Raw genomic sequence first — 23,171 nt, 5'->3', positions numbered from 1 at the left:
AAAAAGTAGTTAGCAAAAACTTCATCATCGCAAGCATTATAGTTACATTGCTTCTTATCATAGTATCTATCTTCTTGCTTAAAAAGCTAGTTGCAAATCCTATCGATAGACTAGGAGCAAATTTAAATGCTATAACATCTGACTTTACACTTAAAATCCCAATCTACGGCAAAGACGAGATAGCTAAAATAAGCAATGATATAAATAACTTTATCGAAAGAATAAGAGTGCTTATAAGCGACACTAAGAACCTCTCAAGTGAAAACAGCTCAGTCGCAAATGAGCTAAGCTCTACCTCACTTCAAACAGGCAAACGCGTAGAAGAATCAACCCAGATCGTTGAAGAGACAAATCAAAGATGCAAGTCTATGCAAGAAAGCATGAAAGAGTCACTTTCAATAGCTCAAGCTGGTAAAGACGACCTTCAAAAGGCAAGCACTCATATAAAAACAGCAACTGAGGCTATCAGAGCCCTATCATCTCAGATCATAGACTCTGCTAATGTAGAAAATCAAATGGCTGGCAAGATCGAGCAGCTTAGCCGTGATGCTGAGCAGGTTAAATCAGTCCTTGTTGTTATAAATGACATCGCTGATCAGACAAATTTACTAGCACTTAACGCTGCAATAGAAGCAGCTCGTGCAGGCGAGCATGGACGTGGCTTTGCAGTCGTGGCTGATGAAGTTAGACAACTAGCTGAGAGAACTCAAAAGTCTCTAACAGAGATAAACGCAACTATCAACGTTATCGTTCAAGCGATCAATGATAGCAGCGAGCAAATGGGCATCAACTCTAAACAAATTCAAGAGCTAACCCATGTAGCAAGCGATGTTGAAAAGACTATAAATGATATGAGCGCAACGATGAATAACGCCATAGCGATGTCTGATAAGACTATGCAAGACTACATCGCAACTGGTAAAAACGTAAATGAGATCATGGATGGCATCTCAGAGATCAATCAAATTTCATCTGAAAATGCTAGAAGCGTCGAAGAGATAGCTTCTGCGGCTGAACATCTAAATAAGATGACAGATGCGCTAAATACTAAACTTAGCGTCTTTAGAACTTAAGTTTTTACCTCTTAAATTTAATCTTTTAGGTCTAGCTTTGGCTAGACCCTTTTAAATTTAAACTGGCTAAATTTAGCCAGCCACCCTTTTAAATCTATCCTTAAATTTACACTACTCAAATATATTTTTATGCAAAATTTCTTCTAGCACAACTGTGGCGTATGAGCCCTTTTGAAGTGTGAAATTTAAGCTAAAATGAGCGTTTTCTTCGTTGTATTTGTAGCTTGTATTTTCAAGATACGCCCAGTTAAAGCGCCTTGAGCCAGCGATCTTTGAAGTAAGCGAAACCGCCTCAGCGAAAATTTCATCCTCAAGCTCTTTTGCCAAGCCGCTTGCTTCATAGGCCTTTGCACCGACAATGAGACCAAGGCTTGTGATATCACGCCTAGCAAATCTTTGCGCCTCTTGATCTAAATTTTCACACAAAAAGAGCTTGCCAAATGGATAGTGTCCCAAGACCTCTCCAGGAAGCAGCTTAAAAAAGCTCTCCTGCGCCTTCATCGCCTTTAGATCATCTTTGCTAAATTTTTTATAAATTTCGCCTAGCTCATTTAGGCTAAAGTCACTTACAAACCTTGAAATTTCGACCCTTTTACTAAGGTAGCGGTTAAAAAGATCACTTTGATAGGCTGAGATCAAAAAGTCATTTAGCTTTACGTTTTTGCTCTTTTTGCCATTTATCGTGCCGTTTTTAAGAAGTTCTAGCCCGGTTGCTGCGTTGTCGCCAAATTTACCAAAACGCTGATAGCCAAAGTAGTTTGCATAGCCCATTTTATCGATATTAGTAAATGCCTGCTCGAGCTTTTTAGCGCTACTTGGCAGCACCTTTTTTAGGCGGATGAAAAAGCTATTGCCTTTTAGATGTCCGATGCGAAGCTTGTTTTTATGCACGTTTAAATTTAAAATTTTCATCTTTTCATGGCTAAAGTTTGCAAGCGCGCTCTCAAATTTACGAGGCATTGATATAAACTGCGTAGTCATCCCCTGCTTGTCCTTTAGCCCAGCATAGCCAAAGTCGCGCATCTTTGCCCCTGTAACCTCGCTTAAAGCGTGCAAAGCGTCGCTTGTCGTCATATCTTTTTTAGAAATTTCAACGATCAAGTGCTCGCCGTCGCCGCTAAATTCATAAAGCGGTATCTCGCGCACGACAAAATCATCTGAATTTTTAGAAAAATATGCCTCAATGGGCGCATGAGTGAGCGCATAGAGTGACTTAAAAGTGGTGGCTTCTTGCATTTTGTCTTAACCTTTTGTGTGAAATTTTGGCAAAAATCGTGATCTTTGTCCTAGTTTTTGCAGCGATCCTTTTAATAGCGCTTAAATTTTTAGGGCTAAAGGTAAATAAAACCTCATACTCCTCGCCGCTACTAAGCTCAAATTTGCTTAGCTTTTTTGTAAATTTAGCTCCCTTTTTACTAGCCTTTAAAAGCTTGCCAAGGTCGGTTTTTAGCCCGTCTGAGATATCCATGGCAGAGTTTATAAGATGAGCTGCTTTGTAAAAAAATTTATCTCTTAAGATAGGTCTTTTAAATCGTGAGTTTTTAGAAATTTGAGCCAGTCTTAGAAGCGAGTTTAGCCCCTTTTGGCTGCCTCCAAGCTTGCCTGTAAATGCGACTAGATCGCCAAATTTAGCATTTTTTCTAAGCACAGCCCTGCCCTTTAGCTCGCCGATCACGCTAACGCTTATGTTTAAAATGGAGCTACTTATCGTGTCACCACCGATTATCTTTACGCCAAACTCCTCGCACGCCCTATTTATGCCCCTACTTAGCTCGCTGATCTGGCGCGGCGTGAAGCTCTTTGGCAGACTAAGCCCAAGAAGAGCAAATTTAGGCTTAGCGTTCATCACGACCGTGTCTGAGAAATTTACGATCATCGCCTTGTAGCCGATCTCTGCAAGGCTTAGCCAGCCAAGCTTAAAGTGCGAATTTTGTGCAAAAATATCCTTGCTAAAGACCATTTTGCCGGCAACCGCCGCATCATCGCCGATATATGCGTTACTAAAGCGTTCAATCGTGAAATTTTCTTTATCCATTGAGCTATTATAATGAAACTCCTTTTAAATTTAGGATAAAATAAGCCCAAAAAAAGGATAGAGATGCAAAGAGTTGAGATTTTTAGATTTGACGCAAAAAGAGATGTTTTGGCATATTTTAAGCCCTATTTTTTAGAGATTTCAGACTTTGCAAACTTAAACGAGCTTTTTGCCCACGTAAAGAGCATAGACCCCTACTTTAGCCCATTTGAAGGCTTTGTCAAGGTAAATGACGTCGTAGTTAGCACCGCCCAGCCACTTGCAAATTTAGCTCAAAAACTTGGTAGCGAGCTTTGCATAGCCCCGCTTGATGAAAAAAGAGTGGTTTTAGATCTTGCTATAAACGATGATGACTTTTGGGCGAAATTTGAGCCATTTGCTAGCTTTTGCAAAAGGGCCGACAAAGAGCTTTACGCTAGCTTTAAGCCCTATTTTTACGCTGATTTTGTAAAAGACTACGAGCCAAATTTTATAGGAGCTGCCGCGATAATGCTAGCTCATCATCTTTACAAAAATGAGAAAAACGATGAAATTTTAAAGCTTATTAGCGGTAAAAACGGCGTTTTGATAGCCTGTGAGCTTGATGATCTACTCTTTGAAGGTAGCGAAATTTATAGCGAGGCGATTAGATTTTTCAAAGAAATTTTAGGCATAAAAGTTGCGCCAAAATATGAAAACGAGCTTGAAAAGATAGAAAAACTTAATAAATTTAAAGAGTTTAAGATAGCCATAAAAGGCAAGCTGCCAGCAAATTTAAGCGCATACAAGACAAATTTTATAGAGCTAAACGCCAAAACGTCTTGTGGATATGATCTTTTAAAGACCGATGAAGAGCTAGCTTGCAAGCTTGCTAGTAAGATAGTTTTTGCTGCATTTGACAGTGGGGCTGACTTTTTGCTAGCTAGCAATGAGGCCGAGTTTCATATCTTTGACACACTAGCAAAAAAGCTTGAGAAGTCTGCTAATAGAAGCTTGCAAAACTTTTACGTCCTAAGAGCGAGCGAGCTAATGGCGTTTGAAAATGGCGAGATACCAAGCGGACTAAAAGAGCATGTTTTAAAAGTAGGCCTAGTAAATTTGTGAGCTAAATTTACTAAGTCAAATTTAAAGCATTATGGCACTCGTGCGATTTTAAATCTTGTATTTAGGGTGTATAATTTTTCTAAAAAAAATAAGCTATTTTAAACGCTTGATTTACCAAAGCTGGCATAGCATATCTTTTTTTAAAAAACACACCTGTAATCTGCTAACTTTATTAAATTGAAAAGTTTTGACGCTTCTAGTTATTTAAATTTAAAAGTTTTTACACTTCTGATCTTTTGAATTTAGATGTTTTATGCTCGCATAACAGATCAAATTTAATTTTCACTTGTCTCTTACTCCAAATTTTATCTCTCACAAGGCAAAATCATATTATTTTACGTAAATTTTTACATATTATTTTTAGTATTTTAAGAAATTTGAAGTGTTAAATTTAAAAATATGTAGTTACAGGTGTAATTTTCAAGCCAACCAAGAAAAACAGATAAATTTAACTAAAAATTTTCATAAAAATGGCAAGAAATTTATGCCAAAGTATAAAAATAGCCTTAAGTTAAGCCATTTTTAAGCACAAAAACCAATCTTTTAAATTTAAAAGCAATTTTAACAAGCCAAAAAGCTAAATCAAATTTAAAGCTTAATGATCAAGAGCTTTGCCTATACTACCAAGAGCGAACTTGAGCGATCACTGGCTTTATGCGCCAATCGAGCCATTTTTAGCGATGGATACGGCCAGCAAACAGGGGCCAACATTTCACACGACTGCGACCGGCAAGTAACCGCTTGAAAATAACTATATGGGTTAAAAAAGGGGGTGGGTGGGTGGGCAGCTGAGCGCATCTTTCGCCACTTTTGCGCACGAGCGTGCAAAGCCACTATGCTACGACCCTACCCAAATATTTCAAATTTATGAAATAGCTCTGACTCATCTTTTACTACGCCACGCTTCACAAGCTCAGCCACCACTTCGCGATCGCAATCAGTTTGCATAGGCCAACCACGCGTGTAGCCCTCAAGCTCACTCTTGCTCGTCGCATCCACGCAGAAATTTTCACCATCTATGTAGATATCACGCAAAGCATCTATGTTATTTGTCACGCGCCAAAGCAGCATATATGGGTTTTCTAGGTAGTTTTGCATATCCACTACGACCAAAAGCTTGAAAAACTCCCTAAATTCTAAAAGCTTATAAAATAACTCTTTTACAGGGCGATCTTTTTCAAATTTAATCACGCAAATAGGCGTTTTACTCTTTTTTTTAAACTGCCTAAGCTCCTTAACATTTGGCGCAACGCTTTGAAATTTAGCCAAAAGTTCATCATCGCTTAATACTGCAGGGCTAAATTTACAAAAGTCTTGCGTCGCGTCGATGCCTAGCTTACCGCCAAAGCACGAGTTTGGACTAGCATGATCGAGCTGGTCGCACACGCCTTGGCTTATCAGCACACTCTCACTGCCAAATTTATCAAGCACAAAGTCCGTAAATTTGTCGTATTCTTCTAGCTCTGGTGCATCGCTACCCACAAAGATCGCGTGCTTTACAAAGCTCATCTGCCCAACACCCCAAAACGCGTGCATCGCCTGCTTTGCGTGCGCTGGATAAAGGGCGTTGATCTTAGCTAGGATAAGGTTGTGAAAGACGCCATTTTCAGGCATATTGTAGTCTAGTAGCTCTGGCACGGTCGTTCGCAAAAGCGGCAAGAAAATGCGCTCAGTCGCCCAGCCCATGTACTTATCCTCAAGTGGCGGCTTGCCAACCACGGTCGCGTGAAAGACAGGGTCTTGCTTGCTCGTTATCGCCGTGACCTCCATCACTGGAAACGGCTCAACCGGCGTGTAAAAGCCAGTGTGATCGCCAAATGGCCCCTCAAACTCGCTCTTAGCAGTATCCACAAAGCCCTCTATCACGTAGTCGGCGTCGTGCGGGACGTAAATTTCATTAGTGAGCGACTTTACAAGCTTGGCTGGCTCTTTGCGGATAAAGCCGTAAAGTAGCAGCTCAAAGACGCCCTTTGGCAGTGGCGCCTGACCGCACCAGATATAAAGCGGATCGCCGCCGATCGCCACAGAGACTGGCATCTTACGGCCTGCGCGCTTATACTCATGAAAGAAATTTGCGCCGTCTTTGTGGATCTGCCAGTGCATGCCAAGGCGATTTTTATCATAAATTTGCAGTCTGTACATGCCTAAATTTTGCAGCGCGCCATCAAGACTTTGCGTATAGACCTGCCCCATCGTGATAAAAGCACCTCCGTCATGCGGCCATGTCTTTAGCGCAGGCAGGCTCAAAAGATCGGCCTGCTCGCCCATAAATTTGACCTGCTGGCACTCGCCCTCGCCCTTTAGCCTTTTGGTAAAAATCTTTCTCATGCTAAAAAGATAGGCTAAAAAGTCAAGCTTTTCTTTAAAATTCTCAGGTTTTTTGGGCTTTAAAAGCTTCTCTATCTCAGCCGCGATCTCATCAGGTTGCACACCAAATATCAGCTCAAGCGCCCTTTTTGAGCCGTAGATATTTGTAAGCACTGGGGCAAATTTACGCCCAGTTTTTTTGCAGACTGGGTTTGTAAAAAGAAGTGCCTGTGAGCCCTCGCGCTTGACCTCGATGTAGCTAGCGTGCGCGATCTCCAGGTCGATATCCACTGGCTCCTCGATCACCCTAAGTAGGCCATTATCTTTTAAAAGCTTGATGTAGTCCATATTTTTCCCTTAAATTTTTAAAGATGATAGCTAAAATTTGATAAAAAAGGCGATGCTAATATTTTGTTATTGCACGCAAAGGAAGTTTGTGTGGCGTTTAGTTTTTTTATATTTTTATCGCAAAGATAATAAATTTATAAACTATCATCGTGGCTAAAAAAATGGCAGCAAAGCAGGCAAATTATTAAATTTGAAACTACTCTAGCAGCGCGCCAAATATCTCTTTGCAGTATTTCATAAAGCGCTCATTAAGCTTTACACCCTCGGTATCTACGCAAATGAGACTATCTTGCACCTCAAAAATGATGCTCTTATCAGTGATCTTTACTCGTTTGCAAGCGTTGTAGCAAACGTCGCCATTGCACTCTGCATATAGGCCGTTTATCTCGGCGTTTTCGTCGTCGCCCTTTTTTAGTTTGATCGGTCTTTGAAAGATTATGTAGTTTTTGTAGTTATATTTGTCGTCCGCAAGACCGATCATATAGTAGTTGTCTTTGCTATTTTTGGTGGCGTTTATGGCTTTTGCTTTAAAATTTAGCTCAAACACGCTTATGCCATCTCTTCAGCGCGCCTTAAAAGCTCTTTCGCCCCTTTTTCTATAAATTTATGCGCTAGCTCCTTGCCGATGCTTTGAAATTTATCTTTGCTAGTCTTTAAGCTATCTTTTATATACTCGCTTCCATCAGGCAGACCAACGATCGCATCGATAGAAATTTCATCGCCTTTTAGCCTTGCGCTTATGCCTATTGGCACTTGGCAGCCACCCTCCAAAACACTTACAAAGTCACGCTCTATGGTCGTTTCTATGACTGCATTTTCATCGTTTAAAAAAGAGATCTCATCTAAAATTTGCTTCTCATCTCTAGCTTCTATACCAAGAGCGCCCTGACCCATCGCAGGTATCATCTCGTCAAAGCCAAATGTGTAGATGTGCGCCACTTCAGCCTTTAAATTTAGGCGGTTTATGCCAGCCATCGCCAAAATGATCGCGTCAAATTCGCCCTCTTTTAGCTTTCTAAGTCTAGTTTGCACATTACCTCGAAGCGAGATGATCTCAAGATCAGGCCTCATGATAAGTAGCTGCATCTTACGGCGTAGGCTCGTTGTGCCAACCTTTGCCCCGTGCGGTAGGTCGCTAAATTTAGCAAATTTCTCACTTATCATCGCATCTCTAGTATCCTCACGTGAGCAAATGGCCGCTAGTTTAAGCCCTTTTGGAAAGACTACTGGCACGTCTTTTAGGCTATGCACGGCGATGTCGGTCTCGCCTTTTAGCATGCTATCTTCAAGCTCTTTTGTAAAAAGCCCCTTACCGCCGATCTTGGCTAGTGGCGTGTCAAGGATCACGTCGCCCTTTGTCTTCATGCCCTCAAGCACGACCTTCACGCCCTTGTGCTGCGCCTCGATCCTAGCCTTGATATGCTCGCTTTGCCAAAGCGCTAAGATACTCTTTCTAGTTGCTATTTTTATCTCTTTCATCATCTCTCCTAATTTACTCTTTTTGGCTCTTCGATGACCTCAACGTCGATGATCTCGCCATCATCTTTTTTACTTCCCTGCTCGCTAAAGTTTTGAAATTTAAACTCCTGATAGCTCTCATTTTTCGATGCATTTTTCTTAAAGACTAAAGAAAAAACGACCACGGCGATACCAAAAATATCTGTCAAAATCCCTGGTAAAAAGAGTAGCGCTCCGCCAAAGCTAAGTCCTAGCTGACTAAATAAATTTCCACCAAGAAAGCTCTTAAACGCTACTTGAGGCGAATTTAAACTAGAAAATCCAGCATTAAAAAGAAGTGCGATGCCAACAAATCCAGAGACCAGCACCTCAAGAAAGTAGTTTAAAAAGCCAAATTTATCTACAAAAAGATAGATAAATACCGCTTCGATCAAAAAAAACAAAAATGCAAAAAATCTCATAAGCTTTCTTTTATCTTTCTAAAGGCATCGTTTGCCTCTATCGCCTCTTTGCTTAGCCCATCTCTTGTGATAAACTCGACCTTGCCATTTGCAAATTCTTTACCCACGAGCAGCGCGTAAGGAAAGCCGATAAGCTCAAAGTCATTCATCTTAACGCCAAATCTCTCGTTTCTATCATCGATGATGACGCTAACGCCAGCTTTTTTAAGGCTCTCATAAAGCTCAAATGCAAATTTCACGCCCGCTTCATCTTTTAAATTTGAGATGATGATCTCCACATCAAACGGCGCGCACTCTTTTTTCCAGATGCAGCCCTTCTCATCGTGGCTAGCTTCTATCATCACAGCGATAAGCCTGCTGATACCAATGCCGTAGCAGCCCATCAAAAATGGCTTTGCCTTGCCGTTTTCATCAAGATATGTCGCGTTCATCGCAGCTGAATATTTATCGCCTAGCTGAAAGATATGACCGACTTCTATGCCCTTGCTAAGCTTTAAATTTCCGCCACAAACTGGGCATTTATCGCCCTCTTTTACCTTTACAAGGTCCTTAAATCTCTCTTCGTTAAATCCGCTAACACTAACGCCGACAAAGTGATAGTCTTTTTCGTTAGCGCCGCATATCATGTTATTTGCGCCCCTTAGCTCGTTATCTATGAAAAATTTAACATCCTTTAGCCCAACTGGCCCGCAAAATCCAGCCACAAGCCCAGCTTTAGCCACGTCAGCCTCGCTAGCATCGACAAGCTCTAGCGCCTTGCAAGCATTTTGCGCCTTTGTCTCTTGAAGCTCGTCATCGCCCCTTACGAAAAAGACCACGACCTCCTCTTTATCCTCATAAATCGCCTTTTTCATAACAGCTTTTATGCAGTAAAACTCGCTAACTTTGAAAAACTCCGCCACATCTTTTATAGTTTTTGCATTTGGCGTTAGAAATTTAGCCGCGTCCGCCTCTGGCGCCTCAGCCTCGCTAACTCTTGGTTTGCGTCTTGCAGCCTCAACGTTTGCAGCGTATCTGCAAGACTCACAGCAAAGTATGTCGTCCTCTCCGTTACTTGCAAGCACCATAAATTCTTTACTTCCGCTACCGCCAATGGCTCCGCTATCAGCCTCAACAGCTCTAAAATTTAGCCCCAAGCGGGTAAAAATCTTACTATAAGTTGCCTCCATAAGGTCAAACTCACGCTTTAGATCCTCTTTGCTCGAGTGAAAGCTATAACCATCTTTCATCGTAAATTCGCGCCCTCTTAGCAAGCCAAAGCGTGGTCTTGCCTCGTCACGAAATTTGGTGTTTATCTGGTATAAATTTAGTGGTAGCTGCTTGTAGCTAGTCACCTTGCCACGCACCAAAGCAACGGCTGCCTCTTCGTTTGTCGGGCTTATGACAAAGTCATTATCCTTTCTATCTTTAAAGCGCAAAAGCTCCTTGCCAAAGACGTTGTAACGACCACTTTGCTTCCAAAGCTCGCCTGAAGTGACCACGCTAAAGCTCACCTCTAGCGCGCCAGCCTCGTTCATCTCCTCTTTTACCACGCGTGAAATTTTATCGTGCATGATCTTTCCAAGCGGCAGATAGTTATAAAGCCCAGAGCCGATCTGTTCGACAAAGCCACCCCTTATCAAAAACTGATGGCTTGGTAAAGATGCATCTTTTGGCGCTTCTTTGGTCGTTGGGGCGTAAAATTTACTAAATTTCATCTATATCTCCTGCTTGAAAATTTTGTTCATCTTTTATATCAAATAAAAATTTAACTCCGTTTGAAAGCTCACTAGCTCTCTCTTCGTCTGCAAGCCCTTTTAGCTTCATCGTTGGCTGGTGTAAAAAAGCTTTAAAGACCTGATGGATGAGCTTTTGTGCCTCATCGTAATCGCTATGCTTTAAATAGCCCTTTTTTATCGCCTTTTCTAGCTCGTTTTTAGCGCAAATTTCAGCTTGTTTGCGGATTGATTTTATAAGAGGCACGCTCATATCTTCTTTTAAAGTCTTTAAAAACTCGCTCGTATCTTGACCGACGATCGAGTAGGCCTTTTGCGCCTGCTCCTCTCTTAGGGCTAAATTTTTACGCACGATCTCCTCCAAGCTATCGACCGTATAGACGCTGATAAGCTCTGTGTTTAAAAGATCGATATCTCTTGGCACGGCGATATCAAAAAAGTATCTGTGAAATTCTCTTGGCTCGATGATCTCGCCTGTGATGATGGCGTGCGGGGCTGCGGTGCTTGAAAAGATGAGATCGTAGTTATTTACATACTCTTTTAACTTCAAAATGCTATCCCAGCTCGCGTTATCTCCTAGGCTATCAACTAGCTGCTCGACGCGCTCGGAGCTTCTGTTTATGATGATGACCTCTGCGCCACTTGATATGAGGTGCTTTGCTGCTAGCTCGCCCATCTCGCCAGCGCCCACGACGATAGCCGTTTTACCTTCAAGCGTGCCAAAAATTTCTTTTGCCTTTGCCACGGCGACGCTTGAAACTGAGATCGGGTTTTTAGAAATTTGAGTTTCGTTTCTAACCTTGGCAGCGCACTTACATGCGTAGTGTATGATCTTGCTGATATCTTCGCCACATGAGTTGTTATCATAGGCAAATTTAAAGGCATTTTTTAGCTGGCCAACTATCTGCGTTTCGCCAACTACTAGGCTATCAAGCGAGCTTGCCACGGCAAATAGGTGGTGCACAGCTCCGCTATCCTCGTAGATATCGGCTCTTTCAAAAAGCTCATCTTCAAAAACACCCGAAAATATCGACATACACCTAATAGCATGCGCGGTTGCGCCCTTTAGCTCACTAACACTTGCGATGATCTCGACGCGGTTGCAGGTGTTTAACACCATGCACTCCTCTATGTTTTTGTTTGATCTTAGTAGCTTTAAAATTTGCTCTTTTTTCTCGTCACTATCAAATGCAAGCTTTTCTCTGACCGAAATATCAGTGTTTTTATATGTAAAACTTATGTCCAAATAGTGCATCAAAATTCCCTATCTATCATGCTTTTTATGATCCCTTCAAGCTCAGCGTTTTTATACTCTTTTATCGCTTCTATCGCTTCATTGCCAAGCCTTTTTGCCTCGTTTATAGCCTTGCTAACTGAGCTAGTTTTGGCAAAATTTTCTTTTAACCACGAAATTTCGCTCTCGTCAAGCCTCTTTGTCCAAAGCGATCTAAGCTTTGCTTTATTAGCCTCGTCTAGGCTCTTATAAAGATATATGTATGGAAGTGTTGTTTTACCCTCGACAAAGTCATTTAGTGCTGGTTTGCCAAGTGTTTTTTCATCTTGAGTGATGTCTAAGATATCATCAACGATCTGAAATGCAAGACCTAAATTTTTGCCATAAATTCCAAATTTCTCACTATCTTTGCCAGCTAGCTTTGCCCCGCAAATAGCCGTGGCTTCTATCAAAACAGCTGTTTTATAATAAATCATCTTTAGGTATTCTTGCTCGTTTTCATTAAAATTTTCAGCCATTTTCACGTCCATCATCTCGCCGATGCTTAGTTTGCTGACCGCGTCTGAGATGACAGCTGCGATGCTTGGATCAAATTTTGTAAGCTCAAAATAGGCCTTTGAGTAGAGAATATCGCCTAGCATGACTGAGTTTTTACTGCCAAAAAGTGCGTTTATGCTTGGTTTGCCGCGCCTTATATTTGCCTCGTCTATGACGTCGTCGTGCAATAAGCTTGCAAGGTGGATGAGCTCGATGATAGCGCAAAGCTTAAGAGAAATTTCACTCTCTCCTGCGATTTTTAAAAGAAGTTTTGAGCGTAGCTTCTTGCCAGAGCTTATCTTTAAAAACATCTCAAACGCCTCTTTGTAGCCAAGCTCGCTTATAAATTTGCTCATTATTTCATCGATTTTATCCATTTTTATCCTTCTATTTATCCTCGTGCGGATCTCTAAAACCCACATCCACACGCTTGCTCTCATCTAGCAGCGCCACCCTAAAATGCGCCTTTTTATCCTTAAAATCAATAAATGATATATAAAGGCTCACGCTCTCGTTTGGCGGCATCATAAAATCAGGCAAAACTCGCTGCATGTAGGTGTTTTGTCCTTGTCTTAGCGAAAAGACCATCTGCCTTGGATAGCGCCTAAAAAAGCTTTGCACAGTGATATTTGTACTATCAAATAGCGTCCAGCGAAAGTCAAACGTTTCAACTCTTTGAGTTTTTTTCTCGGTTATAAAGACCCTCGCCCACTCATCTTTTTTAAGCTCAAATGTATGTACCGAACTTGGGTCAAAATTTGGCTCTTTTGCAAAGACAAGAGCGGCTAGCAAAGCAATGAGCGCAAAAATTCTACTCATTTTGGCTTAAAATTTCTCCGCTAAGCTCGATATATAGGTCATTTACTCCGTTATAAACTTTATCTTGCTCTGAGGCTATAAAATTTCTGATCTCATCCTCATTAACGCCATGCTTTTCGCAAAGCTCGCTCATAGCCACAAATTTCTCAAAAATTTTATCTATCTCGTTTTTAACTAAAACGGCATTTGCGTTAAACAAAATGTCATAAAATTTATCCCTCACACTGCCCTCAAATATATCTATCATCGCTGTTTCTTTGAAAATTTCTTAAGATTATAGCCAATTAAAACTAAGTTAAAAATTTAATATTATCTCCCAAGCCTCGCCAACATTTTTGGCATTATACGTGGCTGTTTTGCTCTCCTCGCCAAATCCCCAACAAACTTGCACGTAAGGCATATTTGCGTTTTTGGCGGCTAGCTCGTCTTTTAGGCTATCTCCTATAAATATCGCCTTGCTAGCCCCAGTTTTACTAACAGCTAAGTAAAGCATCGCAGGATCTGGCTTTTGCGGTATCTCCTTGCTAGCGCCGATGACCTCGTCAAATAGCTCATAAATTTCATTTTTCTTTAAAATTTTCTCTAGCGTATCGTGCGGTGCATTGCTTGCCAAAACGACCTTATAGTGAGCCTCTTTGCACTTTTGCAAAAGCTCTTTTACGCCCTCATAGGTAGTCGCACACTCATCGTAAAATTTCTTAAATTTCTCTTCAAAGCCCTCTTTTAAGCTCCTGCTTGGCGTGTCGATGCCGTAAAACTCAAGGGCCAAATTTCTACCTGGCTCGTTGATCGCTTTTATAATAAATTCCTTTTCAAGTGGTGGCAAATTTAGCTCATCTCTTACTTCATTTACCGTTTTATATATCGCCTCGCCACTATCGATCACCGTGCCATCCATATCAAAAATAACTACTTTCAATCCTCATCCTTAAATTTATTTTTATGCTTCTCTTTTTTATATGTCTTTTGATTTTTTAGCTTATCAAGTAGATTTGCCGCCTTTAAAAGCTCCTCTTTTGGGGCATTTTTGATAAGCAAATTTATAAAATTTTCTAGCGCCTTTGAATATGGCTGATCAAGATAAACAGCCTCTACTTTTTCGATGACTTTCGCGTTTTTCTCCACTCTTTGACGAAACTCAGTCTCGTCAAAGTCATCTCTTTTTAGCCCGTTTATCGCTGATTTTGCAAATTTTTCTAGCGCACGAAGATATTTTACACGCTTAAATTTGTCCGTGACTTGGTTCAAATTTTTCCTTTTTTTTGGCAAATTATATCAAAATTTGATTTTATCCCCTAAATTTTGGCTTTGCTAATGTATAATTTACGCCAAAATTACTTAAACAAGGAGCAAAAATGAGGCAAGAAACCGCTGCGATCCACGTAGGCTACGACACAAACGAGGGCTTTGGCACGATGGCTGTGCCTATTTTTCAAAGCACAGCTTATGACTTTGGAAGTGCCGAGACAGCAGCTGCTAGGTTTGATCTAAAAGATAGTGGTTACATCTACACAAGACTTAGCAATCCAACAACAGATATCTTTGAAAAAAGGGTCGCTGCACTTGAGGGTGGAGCCGCTGCAATAGCGACTGCAAGCGGTCAGTCAGCTTTGTTTTACAGCATCATAAATTTAGCCCAAGCAGGCGATAATATCATCATCGCTAAGAAAATTTATGGCGGCACGACAGTGCTTTTTACGCACACGCTAAAAAGATTTGGCATAGAAGCTAGAGTCTTTGACAGCGACACAGCTGATGATCTGGAGAGTTTGATAGACGAAAAAACTAGGGCTATATTTTTTGAAACGCTTTCAAATCCGCAAATTTCTATCCCAAATATCGAAAAAATCGTAGAAATCGCAAACAAATATGGCATCATCAGCATCACTGATAATACCGTGCCAACGCCTATCATCTTTCAGCCACTTCGCCACGGCGTCGATGTTTGCGTGCATAGCGCTAGCAAATATATGAGCGGTCAGGGCCTTAGCCTAGCAGGCGTGGTCGTCAGCGCAAATCACCTAAACGAAAAACTAAAAGGCAACAAGAGATATGAGCACTTTAACGTGCCAGACGCGAGCTATCACGACATTGTCTATGCTGATATGACGGATCGTTTTGATATCTACACGCTAAGAATGAGGCTTGCCATCGTGCGCGACATCGGCGCTGTGATCTCTCCATTTAACTCTTGGCAGCTCATACAAGGACTTGAAACGCTCGCTGTTAGGGTTGAAAGACACTCGCAAAACGCGCTAAAAGTGGCTAAATTTCTAAACTCTCACAAACATATAAAAAGCGTGGCTTATCCTGGGCTTGCCGACAACGTAGATCACGCAAAGGCTCAAAAATACTTTAAAGACGGCATGGCAAATGGACTATTTTGCTTTGAGACTGATAGCTTTGAGCGCGCAAAAAAGATGCTAGAGCGCGTAAAACTCTTTAAGATCGTTGTAAATATCGGCGATACAAAGTCGCTCATCACGCACCCAGCCTCGACAACTCACCAGCAGCTAAGCAGCGAAGAGCTCATCAAAGCCGGCATAACAAAAGAGCTGATAAGAGTTAGCATAGGTCTTGAAAATGCCGAGGATCTGATAGCTGATCTGGCTCAAGCCTTAGAATAAACAAATTTCTAGCTCATTTTGGGCTAGAAATTTAAAATTTACTCAAGCTTGCCACATGTCCTCTCGCACTCTTTTGCATGCCTTAGAAATTTTATAACGATATAGATGACAAGTAGCGGCACGCTTATATACCAAAATGCAAAAAAAGCGAGTATAAAAAACAAAAATAAGAATGTTGCAAAATATACCAAGACTGCAAGGATGATAATATCAAGCATTTTGCCTCCCATTTTGCTAGTGTTTTGGTGATTTTATAAAAAGCAAAATAAAATGATACTGAACGGATTTGTTTTGGCTCTAAAATTTGAGCTAAGCTATAAACGAAGCCAAATTTTAGTAGGTAATTCTTAGGGGTGAATGGAATTTTAAAATTTATAAATTAAAGTTTTTAAAAATTTAAAGTTTTGTTTCTTTGTTAAGGGGGAAGAGGCTTGAATTACGAAGTCGCTCCCTTCCCACTTAACAATCCCCTAACCCCGACGACGTTAGAGGTGCATGCCTCAGTGCTTCGCACTGCATGCGTTTTATTGAAATTCTAGTAAATTTTAAAATTTATGAGCGAGCATATCACGGCTCTAAATTTAGTGCTAAACGAAGTGTAGCCTAAATTTAGTAGCCTGCTAAGGCAAGCGAGTAAAGTTTTAAAATTTACAAAGAGAAATGAAATGTGGCAAGTTTTATCAAAATTTTAATAAGTCAAATACTTAATCGTATCTTGATAAAGCACTTGATTTTCGCATTGTATCAGTAATAGGTCATTTTCTTCAAAGATTGTTGAGCCAGTTGGCTTTTGATACTCGTTTTTACGCTTTATTAGGATTATTAAAAACTCAGTTGGAAGCTCAAGCTGAGCCAAATCTTTGCCAATTAGTTTTGAGCCATAGTGGATGGTATGCTGGTGAAGCGTATAGCTTAAGATCGGCGAGTTTTCTACTGCCTTAACATCCTCTTGCTCACTCTCTTTGACCTTAAATTTATCAGCTGCAAAGCCAAGCGACATGCCCTGTATCAAAATCGAAATCAAAACCATAAAAAATATAATGTTAAAAATCATATCTGCATCACGCATGCCATCGACATAAACATAGGTAGCTAGCACGACTGGCACAACGCCTCTTAGCCCAACCCAAGAGATAAAAATTTGCTCATTTATCTTAAATTTTGAAAATGCAAGCGATGCAAAAACACCAAGTGGTCTTGCAAAAAACATAAGCCACAAGGCCAAAACAAGCGCTAACAGCGAAGTTGCAGGAAGTTGTGATGGATTTACCAAAAGACCAAGTGTTAAAAAGACCACTATCTGCATCGTCCAAGCGATACCGTCGTGAAAACCGACTAAATTTTTCTTGTGAGAAAACTCTTTTTTATTTATAAAAATTCCAGCAATATAAACAGCCAAATAGCCATTGCCACCGATTTTAAAGCAAAGCGTATATAAAAGCAATATCCAAGCGATAGAAAAAACCGGATAAAGGCCCCAGCTTTTTAGGCGAAGTCTATTAAAGATGGCTGGCAAAGCAACGCCAAATAAATAGCCCATAGCGATACCTATGCTAAACTGCTTAACAAGTGTGATCGCCCACTCCGACACACTTGGAGTGCTATTTAGTGAGATCATTTGAATGATCGTCATAGTTAAAAATATCGCCATTGGATCGTTTGAGCCAGATTCAAGTTCAAGCAATGGCGCAATGCTATTTCTAAGTGAAATTTTCTTGGCTCTTAGTATGGCAAATACCGCTGCTGCGTCTGTTGAAGAGATAATGGAGCCTAGCAAAAAGGCCTCCGCCCAGGTAAAATCAAGCAGATATTTTGCTACTGGAGCGATAGCTAGCGCGGTTAAGAAAACACCAAGTGTAGCAAGCGCTAAACCTCTAACAAAGATAGGTTTAATCGCTGCAAAATCAGTATCTAGCCCACCAGCATAAAGTATAAAAATAAGTGCTAGCATGCCGACATTTTGAGCGATCATTTGATCATCAAAATTTACGCCCAGCAAGCCATCTGAGCCAGCCAGCATGCCAACGCCTAAAAATATTATTAAAGATGGAATTCCAAATTTATCAGAGATCTTACTTAAAAGAATGCTAGTTATAAGCAAAACTGCAAAAAAATAGTAGTAAATTCTCCAAATAAACTCCACAAAATTATATTAAATTATACTTTCAAAAACTTCAAATTTATCTTGATTTACAAGCATCTCAAGCAAGACACCGTAGTTATCTTTTATCTCATCTTGAAGTTTTATAGCAAGCTCTTTTGCGTCTTTTCCATCTTTTGGATAGGTAACTACTAGATCGATCGGCTCAGCGTTTAAAAACTCTTGTATGCCAGTTAGTAGCTCGCTAGCGCCTCTTTCGTTTGTGCCGTGAAGCACGACTACGTAGTGTTCATTTTCTCTTATGACAACGTCTGTTTGTCTTAGGATTTTTTCAAAAATTTCGCCATATTCTTTACTATTTGGCAAAGAAAAATATATCAGAGATAAATTTTTCGCATAGTCCTTTACGTTTTTGTATCGCTTTATAAAAGCTATCTCAAGATCGATTATTGATAAAATATCAACTGCTGAGAAGATTTTTGCCGCCATTTTTACACTCCTTTTTTTGCGGTTTTGATTTTACGCCACTATTATATCTTGTAAATTTTCAAAAATAAAGACATTCATTCCATTTTTGTATTCATAGCCAAATTTTAGTCCATGAGCCTCAAGGATGTTGCTAACTATATATAAACCTAGACCAAAGCTCTTTTGCGCATCCTCGCCTTTGATAAATGGCTGGATGTAAAAGTCAAGGTCGTTTTTTAGCTTCTCGCCTTGGGTTATAAATTTCATATGATCCTTGCTAACCATGATATTTACGTGCTTATCGGTTGAATACTTTATACCATTATCTATCATATTTTTTATAGCGACTGAAAATAGCTTAAAATCAACCATCACCCTAACCTCATCAAGCTCGCTGATACCAACATGCTCCTTTTCAACCATCGCTATATCGATAGCCTCATCGATGAGATCTCTCATAAGATAAGGTGTTTTATTGGTAAGTCCTATCTTTGAAGTGATCTGCTCGATCGCTGCAAGCTCGTTTATCAAATTTTCAAGCTTATGAAAGACAGAGATGAGCCTCTCTTGGTTCTTACTTTTTTCTATCATTTGAGCAGCGATCAGCCCCTTTGTGATAGGCGTTTTTAGCTCGTGCATGATATTTCTTAAGAAAAGATGCCTTGAGTCATTTAGTGCTTTGATCTGACAAACAGCCTCATAAAATGCCTCTGAAACTTCAGAAATTTCATCCTTACCGTTGCCGACATTTTGTACGCCGTCAAGCTCGCCATTTGCAAATTTCACGATCTGGCGTTTTAGCTTTCTTAGCGGCTTTATCTTGTAAATTACAAAAATATAAGCAGCCAGCAAGATGACTGCAACTACGGCAAACACAGCCTTTATCACCTCGTATCTATAAGGCTGAAATTCCTTATCCATCAAAAGCTTTAGCTCATCTAAGTGCTCGATCTTTAGGTAGTGATGCTTATCATAAAGCAAGATAGCACTTGATCCTAGATCGCTTGAAATTTCTTCTAAAACGGCTGCATTTTTTAAAATTTCTTCTTTTTCGTTTTTGGCAGTGATCTCTGGCATATCGATGTTTGAGAGCTGACGGTCGTACTGAGCTTTGTTTATGATGCCACCCATGTAGAGTAAATTTGTCCTAGCGACGTTTGAGTATTTGTTGTTTAGCTCTCTTGTGTAGTTTTGTTTATCAAAACCCATGAGCCACAAAAAGGCTAGAAATATCGAAACAAGCGCGAGCCCAAAGATAAATGTTATCGTGATAAATATAGAAGATCTTGGCATCAAAGGACCAACTTATAGCCGATGCCGCGGATCGCGTGGATGTATTTTGGCTCTTTTGGATTTTCATTTAGTTTTTGGCGAATTCTGCCGATGATGACGTCGATACTTTTGTTTGAGCTATCTTCATTTATGCTCTCGCAGTTGTAGATGAGCTCCTCTCTAGTGACCGCCCCGCCCTCTTTTTGAAGCAGATATTTTAAGATGTCATACTCCGCTGCGGTTAAATTTAGCACGCTGCCTTTAAATAAAATTTCACGCTCAAATTCTTTTAAAACCAAGTCTTTGTTTAAATTTCTTGCCTCATTTGCAGGAGCTATGCTCTGCCTTCTTAGATGGCTTTTTATGCGAGCAAGAAGCTCTTGTGGGTCATAAGGCTTTGGCAGATAGTCGTCCGCGCCATTATCTAGGGCATTTACTTTGTCCGTTATATCGTGCCTTGCGCTTGAGATGATTATAGGGATGTTGTGTTTTTTCCTTATCTCTTTGCACACCTCTAGTCCGTCCATGCCAGGGAGCGTAAGATCAAGGATAACTAGGTCAAATTCACTTGTGTTTAAAGTAGATAGTCCGATATATGGCTCCTCGGCCGTCGTTACTTTTATGTCGTAGTTTTCTAGGTATTCAGTTAAAATTTCAGCAAGCTCCATATCATCTTCTATCATTAAAATTCTAGTCATGATCTTTCCTGATGTAAATTTATTTTTAAGGATTATAGCAGATAAAGGTTTTAAAAATTTAAAAGAGTTAAGAGCTGAAATTTCAGCTCTTAAGTAGTTATTTTATAACAAGGCCTTGCATGATGCCACCGCGGTTTACCCACACTAGCGTCTTTTTGCCTTTTGCGTTTTTGACTGTATTCGAAAATGTCTGAAGGTCTTTTATGCTCTCTTCGCCAACTTGAACTATCACGTCGCCCTTTTCAAAGCCAAAGTCTTCAGCTTTTGAGCCAGATTTTACGTCAGTTACAAGCACGCCTTGAGTATCTGGGCTGATCTTATATTTAAATCTTATCTCATCGCTTAGATTACTAACGCTAAGACCTTCGATGATAACGCTTTTTGTAGCATCTTTTGCGTTGTGATCCATATTTACAAGCTTGATTTTTGTATTCATAACTTTATTTGATCGCTCATAAGTTATATCAACGCTGCTATTTGGAGTTAGTGAGCCGATGAAATTTTTAAGATCATTTGCGTTTTTGATAGCTTTGCCGTTTGCTGAAATAACCAAGTCGCCTCTTTTTAGCCCTGCTTCATCTGCTGGCATGCCCTGCTCTACGCCGCTTATTAGCGCGCCCTCTTTATTTGTATAAAGCTCTTTTTGCTCATCGGTTAAATTTGCGATCGTAACGCCGATAAATCCACGCTCGATCTTGCCGTCAGTTATCAGCTTTTTAGCGATATCTTTTACCATATTTGATGGTATGGCAAAGCCTATGCCGTTGTTGCCGCCACTTTTTGAAAGTATGGCTGAGTTTATACCGACTAAATAGCCCCTGCTATCAACCAAAGCGCCACCTGAGTTGCCAGGGTTTATAGAGGCGTCTGTTTGGATGAAATTTTCATATTGATTAAGTCCGATATCATCTTTATTTAGCCCTGAAACGATGCCTTGAGTGATACTCTCGCCTACGCCAAAAGGATTGCCTATAGCAAAGACGACATCTGCATCAAGCAGCTTTGATGAGTCGGCAAATGTGATCGCATTTAGCCCATTTGCATCTATCTTTATAACGGCTAGATCAGTCTTTGGATCGCTACCTATTAGCTTTGCTTTATACTCTTTGCCACCCTTTGCCAAGGTCACAACGATCTGGTCGCTATCTTCGATGACGTGGTTGTTTGTAACGATGTAGCCGTCATTTGAGATGATAACGCCAGAGCCAAGAGAGGTTGTCTTTTCTTTCTCTTTTGGCTTTGCAAAGTTAAATCCAAAAAATTCATTAAAAAACGGGTCGTTAAACATCTGCTCGATGCCTGCGTTGCTTACTGTTTTTGTAGTTGAGATATTTACAACTGAAAGTTTTGCCTGAGCGATAGAGTCATAGTATGAAAGCACACTATTTTTATCGCTTAACGGCGAAACTCTAGTTACATCTTGGTTTGCTTCGTTAAATTTAATATCAGCTCCCATTAGCAAAGAAGCCGCTGCTAATGAAATTAGCATAAATTTTTTCATTTTTTTCCTTTAAATTGAAAATGTCTTGAAATTATAAATAGAGCTTAAAAATAAAATCTTAACGCTTTTTTTCTCCTTTGTAAATAAAAATAAACTTGACTTGCATAGACTAAAGTTTTGTGATATAATCCGTGTCAAAAAACATAAGGAGAATATATGAGCGAAAGCTTATATGAAACTTTAGGAGTTTCAAAAGGCGCATCAAGCGACGAGATAAAAAAAGCTTATAGAAAACTTGCTAGAAAGTACCACCCAGACATCAACAAAGACCCTGGAGCAGAGGATAAATTTAAAGAGATAAACGCTGCTTATGAAATTTTAAGTGACGAGAAAAAACGTGCCCAGTATGATCAATACGGCGATAATATGTTTGGCGGTCAAAATTTCCACGACTTTGCCAGAGGTTCAGCCGATATGGGCGATCTAAACGATATCTTGAAAAATATCTTCTCAGGCGGATTTGGCGGAGGCGGCGCTAAATTTAGCGGTGGCTTTGGCGGAGGTTTTGAGGGATTTGAAGGCTTTGGCGGAGGTGGATTTGGCTTTGGCGGAGCTGATCTAGATGTAAATGCTAAAATTTCTATACCATTTGACGTGGCTGTAACTGGCGGCGAACATAAGATAAATTTTAATGGCGAAAGCATCAAGATAAAGATCCCAAGCGGCATAGAAGGCGGCGAAAAACTTCGCATAAAAGGCAAAGGCAAGAGTGCTGGCGGTCAAACTGGCGATCTTATACTTGCCATTAGCGTTGAGCCAAGTGACGAGTACGAAAGAGTCGGAGATGATCTATATAAAGATGTAGAAATTCCACTAAAAACTATGCTCTTTGGCGGCAAGATAAATGTACATACATATAAAAAAGATGTAACCATCAAAATCGCTGAGAACTCAAAAACAGGCACAAAGATCCGCTTGAAAGGATACGGCGTGCAAAACAGAAAGAGCGGAATTTATGGCGATCTTTACTTAAAAGCTAGGGTAAAACTTCCAAATATCAGTGAGCTTGACGAGGGCTTAGTAAAAGAGTTAAAAGAAAAATTACCGGAGTAAAAAATGCAAAATTATGAAGAACCACTTTTTTTAATAAGCGTTGTAGCAAAGGTTTTAAGCATACATCCACAAACTTTAAGACAATACGAAAGAGAGGGACTAGTTGAACCCTCAAGAACAGATGGCAAGATGAGGCTCTACTCGCAAAAAGACGTTGATCGTGTAAAAACCATACTAAATTTGACCCGTGAGCTTGGCGTAAATTTAGCAGGTGTTGATGTGATACTTCAGCTAAAAGAGAAAATTGACGATTTAGAAGCAACTATTGATGATTTAAATAAAAAATTACACGAAGCTACCAGTCAAACTAGCACCAAAAGATCGCTAGTAAAGAGAAAAAGTAGCTTTGATCTTGTATTTTACGAAGGCAAAAAATAATAT

General features: G+C 40.2%; 23 protein-coding genes and 1 pseudogene. 5 read left to right on the top strand and 19 right to left on the bottom strand.

Annotated elements, in window-relative coordinates; translation table 11 throughout:
- Positions 1-20: 20 nt before the first annotated feature.
- Positions 21-1,073, top strand: a pseudogene (locus CVT07_RS10340) (methyl-accepting chemotaxis protein); the annotation flags it as partial.
- A 111-nt stretch (positions 1,074-1,184) separates the two neighbouring features.
- Here the strand turns inward: CVT07_RS10340 and truD are convergent.
- Positions 1,185-2,309, bottom strand: a complete 1,125-nt coding sequence (gene truD, locus CVT07_RS03975) for a tRNA pseudouridine(13) synthase TruD (RefSeq protein ID WP_107937684.1) — start codon at positions 2,307-2,309, stop codon at positions 1,185-1,187.
- The gene (locus CVT07_RS03970) at positions 2,287-3,108 is read right to left on the bottom strand and encodes a thiamine-phosphate kinase (RefSeq protein WP_107937686.1); all 822 of its coding nucleotides are present in this window, start codon (positions 3,106-3,108) and stop codon (positions 2,287-2,289) included. Before CVT07_RS03970 ends, truD begins: the two co-directional genes overlap by 23 nt.
- 63 nt (positions 3,109-3,171) lie before the next feature.
- Between CVT07_RS03970 and CVT07_RS03965 the strand changes: the two genes are divergently transcribed.
- Positions 3,172-4,191: a hypothetical protein gene (locus CVT07_RS03965; protein ID WP_107937688.1), complete on the top strand. Its 1,020-nt coding sequence runs from the start codon at positions 3,172-3,174 to the stop codon at positions 4,189-4,191.
- A gap of 846 nt (positions 4,192-5,037) precedes the next feature.
- On the opposite strand, the gene CVT07_RS03960 is transcribed toward CVT07_RS03965, so the two are convergent.
- The 11 genes from CVT07_RS03960 to CVT07_RS03910 form a co-directional block, all read right to left on the bottom strand.
- Positions 5,038-6,846 (bottom strand): menaquinone biosynthesis decarboxylase, encoded by a 1,809-nt coding sequence (locus tag CVT07_RS03960; protein WP_107937128.1) that lies wholly within the window; start codon positions 6,844-6,846, stop codon positions 5,038-5,040.
- A gap of 196 nt (positions 6,847-7,042) precedes the next feature.
- A complete protein-coding gene (locus CVT07_RS03955) occupies positions 7,043-7,393 on the bottom strand; it encodes an Imm10 family immunity protein (protein WP_107937126.1) in 351 nt (116 codons plus the stop codon).
- 2 nt (positions 7,394-7,395) lie between these two features.
- A complete protein-coding gene (gene hemC / locus CVT07_RS03950) occupies positions 7,396-8,325 on the bottom strand; it encodes a hydroxymethylbilane synthase (RefSeq protein WP_107937124.1) in 930 nt (309 codons plus the stop codon).
- An 8-nt stretch (positions 8,326-8,333) separates the two neighbouring features.
- On the bottom strand, positions 8,334-8,765 hold the full coding sequence (locus CVT07_RS03945; RefSeq protein ID WP_107937122.1) for an FxsA family protein: 432 nt from the start codon (positions 8,763-8,765) through the stop codon (positions 8,334-8,336).
- A complete protein-coding gene (locus tag CVT07_RS03940; RefSeq protein WP_107937120.1) occupies positions 8,762-10,462 on the bottom strand; it encodes a proline--tRNA ligase in 1,701 nt (566 codons plus the stop codon). The genes CVT07_RS03945 and CVT07_RS03940 overlap by 4 nt, the downstream gene beginning before the upstream one ends.
- Positions 10,452-11,735 (bottom strand): glutamyl-tRNA reductase, encoded by a 1,284-nt coding sequence (hemA, locus tag CVT07_RS03935; RefSeq protein ID WP_107937118.1) that lies wholly within the window; start codon positions 11,733-11,735, stop codon positions 10,452-10,454. The genes CVT07_RS03940 and hemA overlap by 11 nt, the downstream gene beginning before the upstream one ends.
- Positions 11,735-12,628, bottom strand: coding sequence for a polyprenyl synthetase family protein (locus CVT07_RS03930; protein ID WP_107937116.1), 894 nt, complete (start codon positions 12,626-12,628; stop codon positions 11,735-11,737). Before CVT07_RS03930 ends, hemA begins: the two co-directional genes overlap by 1 nt.
- Positions 12,629-12,638: 10 nt before the next feature.
- On the bottom strand, positions 12,639-13,070 hold the full coding sequence (locus CVT07_RS03925; RefSeq protein WP_103569808.1) for a hypothetical protein: 432 nt from the start codon (positions 13,068-13,070) through the stop codon (positions 12,639-12,641).
- Positions 13,063-13,317 carry a DUF2018 family protein gene (locus CVT07_RS03920; protein ID WP_107937114.1) on the bottom strand — a complete coding sequence of 85 codons (255 nt, stop codon included), beginning with the start codon at positions 13,315-13,317 and terminating at the stop codon, positions 13,063-13,065. The genes CVT07_RS03925 and CVT07_RS03920 overlap by 8 nt, the downstream gene beginning before the upstream one ends.
- 48 nt (positions 13,318-13,365) lie before the next feature.
- Entirely contained in the window at positions 13,366-13,989 is a 624-nt protein-coding gene (locus tag CVT07_RS03915; RefSeq protein ID WP_107937112.1) for an HAD family hydrolase, read from the bottom strand.
- Positions 13,986-14,318, bottom strand: a complete 333-nt coding sequence (locus CVT07_RS03910) for a hypothetical protein (RefSeq protein ID WP_002940272.1) — start codon at positions 14,316-14,318, stop codon at positions 13,986-13,988. The genes CVT07_RS03915 and CVT07_RS03910 overlap by 4 nt, the downstream gene beginning before the upstream one ends.
- Before the next feature lie 107 nt (positions 14,319-14,425).
- Between CVT07_RS03910 and CVT07_RS03905 the strand changes: the two genes are divergently transcribed.
- Positions 14,426-15,697 carry an O-acetylhomoserine aminocarboxypropyltransferase/cysteine synthase family protein gene (locus CVT07_RS03905; RefSeq protein ID WP_103575128.1) on the top strand — a complete coding sequence of 424 codons (1,272 nt, stop codon included), beginning with the start codon at positions 14,426-14,428 and terminating at the stop codon, positions 15,695-15,697.
- A gap of 38 nt (positions 15,698-15,735) precedes the next feature.
- Here the strand turns inward: CVT07_RS03905 and CVT07_RS03900 are convergent, their stop codons facing one another.
- The 6 genes from CVT07_RS03900 to CVT07_RS03875 form a co-directional block, all read right to left on the bottom strand.
- Positions 15,736-15,915, bottom strand: coding sequence for a transformation system protein (locus tag CVT07_RS03900; RefSeq protein ID WP_107937110.1), 180 nt, complete (start codon positions 15,913-15,915; stop codon positions 15,736-15,738).
- 470 nt (positions 15,916-16,385) lie between these two features.
- The gene (locus CVT07_RS03895) at positions 16,386-17,840 is read right to left on the bottom strand and encodes a potassium/proton antiporter (protein ID WP_230855738.1); all 1,455 of its coding nucleotides are present in this window, start codon (positions 17,838-17,840) and stop codon (positions 16,386-16,388) included.
- Positions 17,841-17,849: 9 nt separating this feature from the next.
- Positions 17,850-18,287: a pyridoxal-5'-phosphate-dependent protein gene (locus CVT07_RS03890; RefSeq protein WP_002940300.1), complete on the bottom strand. Its 438-nt coding sequence runs from the start codon at positions 18,285-18,287 to the stop codon at positions 17,850-17,852.
- A gap of 30 nt (positions 18,288-18,317) precedes the next feature.
- Positions 18,318-19,559 (bottom strand): ArsS family sensor histidine kinase, encoded by a 1,242-nt coding sequence (locus tag CVT07_RS03885; RefSeq protein WP_107937132.1) that lies wholly within the window; start codon positions 19,557-19,559, stop codon positions 18,318-18,320.
- Positions 19,559-20,236, bottom strand: coding sequence for a response regulator transcription factor (locus CVT07_RS03880; protein WP_002940190.1), 678 nt, complete (start codon positions 20,234-20,236; stop codon positions 19,559-19,561). Before CVT07_RS03880 ends, CVT07_RS03885 begins: the two co-directional genes overlap by 1 nt.
- Before the next feature lie 97 nt (positions 20,237-20,333).
- Positions 20,334-21,737: a Do family serine endopeptidase gene (locus tag CVT07_RS03875; RefSeq protein ID WP_107937108.1), complete on the bottom strand. Its 1,404-nt coding sequence runs from the start codon at positions 21,735-21,737 to the stop codon at positions 20,334-20,336.
- Positions 21,738-21,893: 156 nt separating this feature from the next.
- Here CVT07_RS03875 and CVT07_RS03870 point away from each other — a divergent pair, with 156 nt between their 5' ends.
- The gene (locus CVT07_RS03870) at positions 21,894-22,790 is read left to right on the top strand and encodes a DnaJ family protein (protein ID WP_009293707.1); all 897 of its coding nucleotides are present in this window, start codon (positions 21,894-21,896) and stop codon (positions 22,788-22,790) included.
- Positions 22,791-22,793: 3 nt separating this feature from the next.
- Positions 22,794-23,168: a heat shock protein transcriptional repressor HspR gene (locus tag CVT07_RS03865; RefSeq protein WP_002940240.1), complete on the top strand. Its 375-nt coding sequence runs from the start codon at positions 22,794-22,796 to the stop codon at positions 23,166-23,168.
- Positions 23,169-23,171 lie beyond the last annotated feature (3 nt).

This window comes from Campylobacter concisus (assembly GCF_003048875.2).
GTDB classification, from domain to species: domain Bacteria; phylum Campylobacterota; class Campylobacteria; order Campylobacterales; family Campylobacteraceae; genus Campylobacter_A; species Campylobacter_A concisus_AU.
Note: the sequence above shows the minus strand (reverse complement) of the source record. Positions and strands in the feature narration are given on the sequence as shown.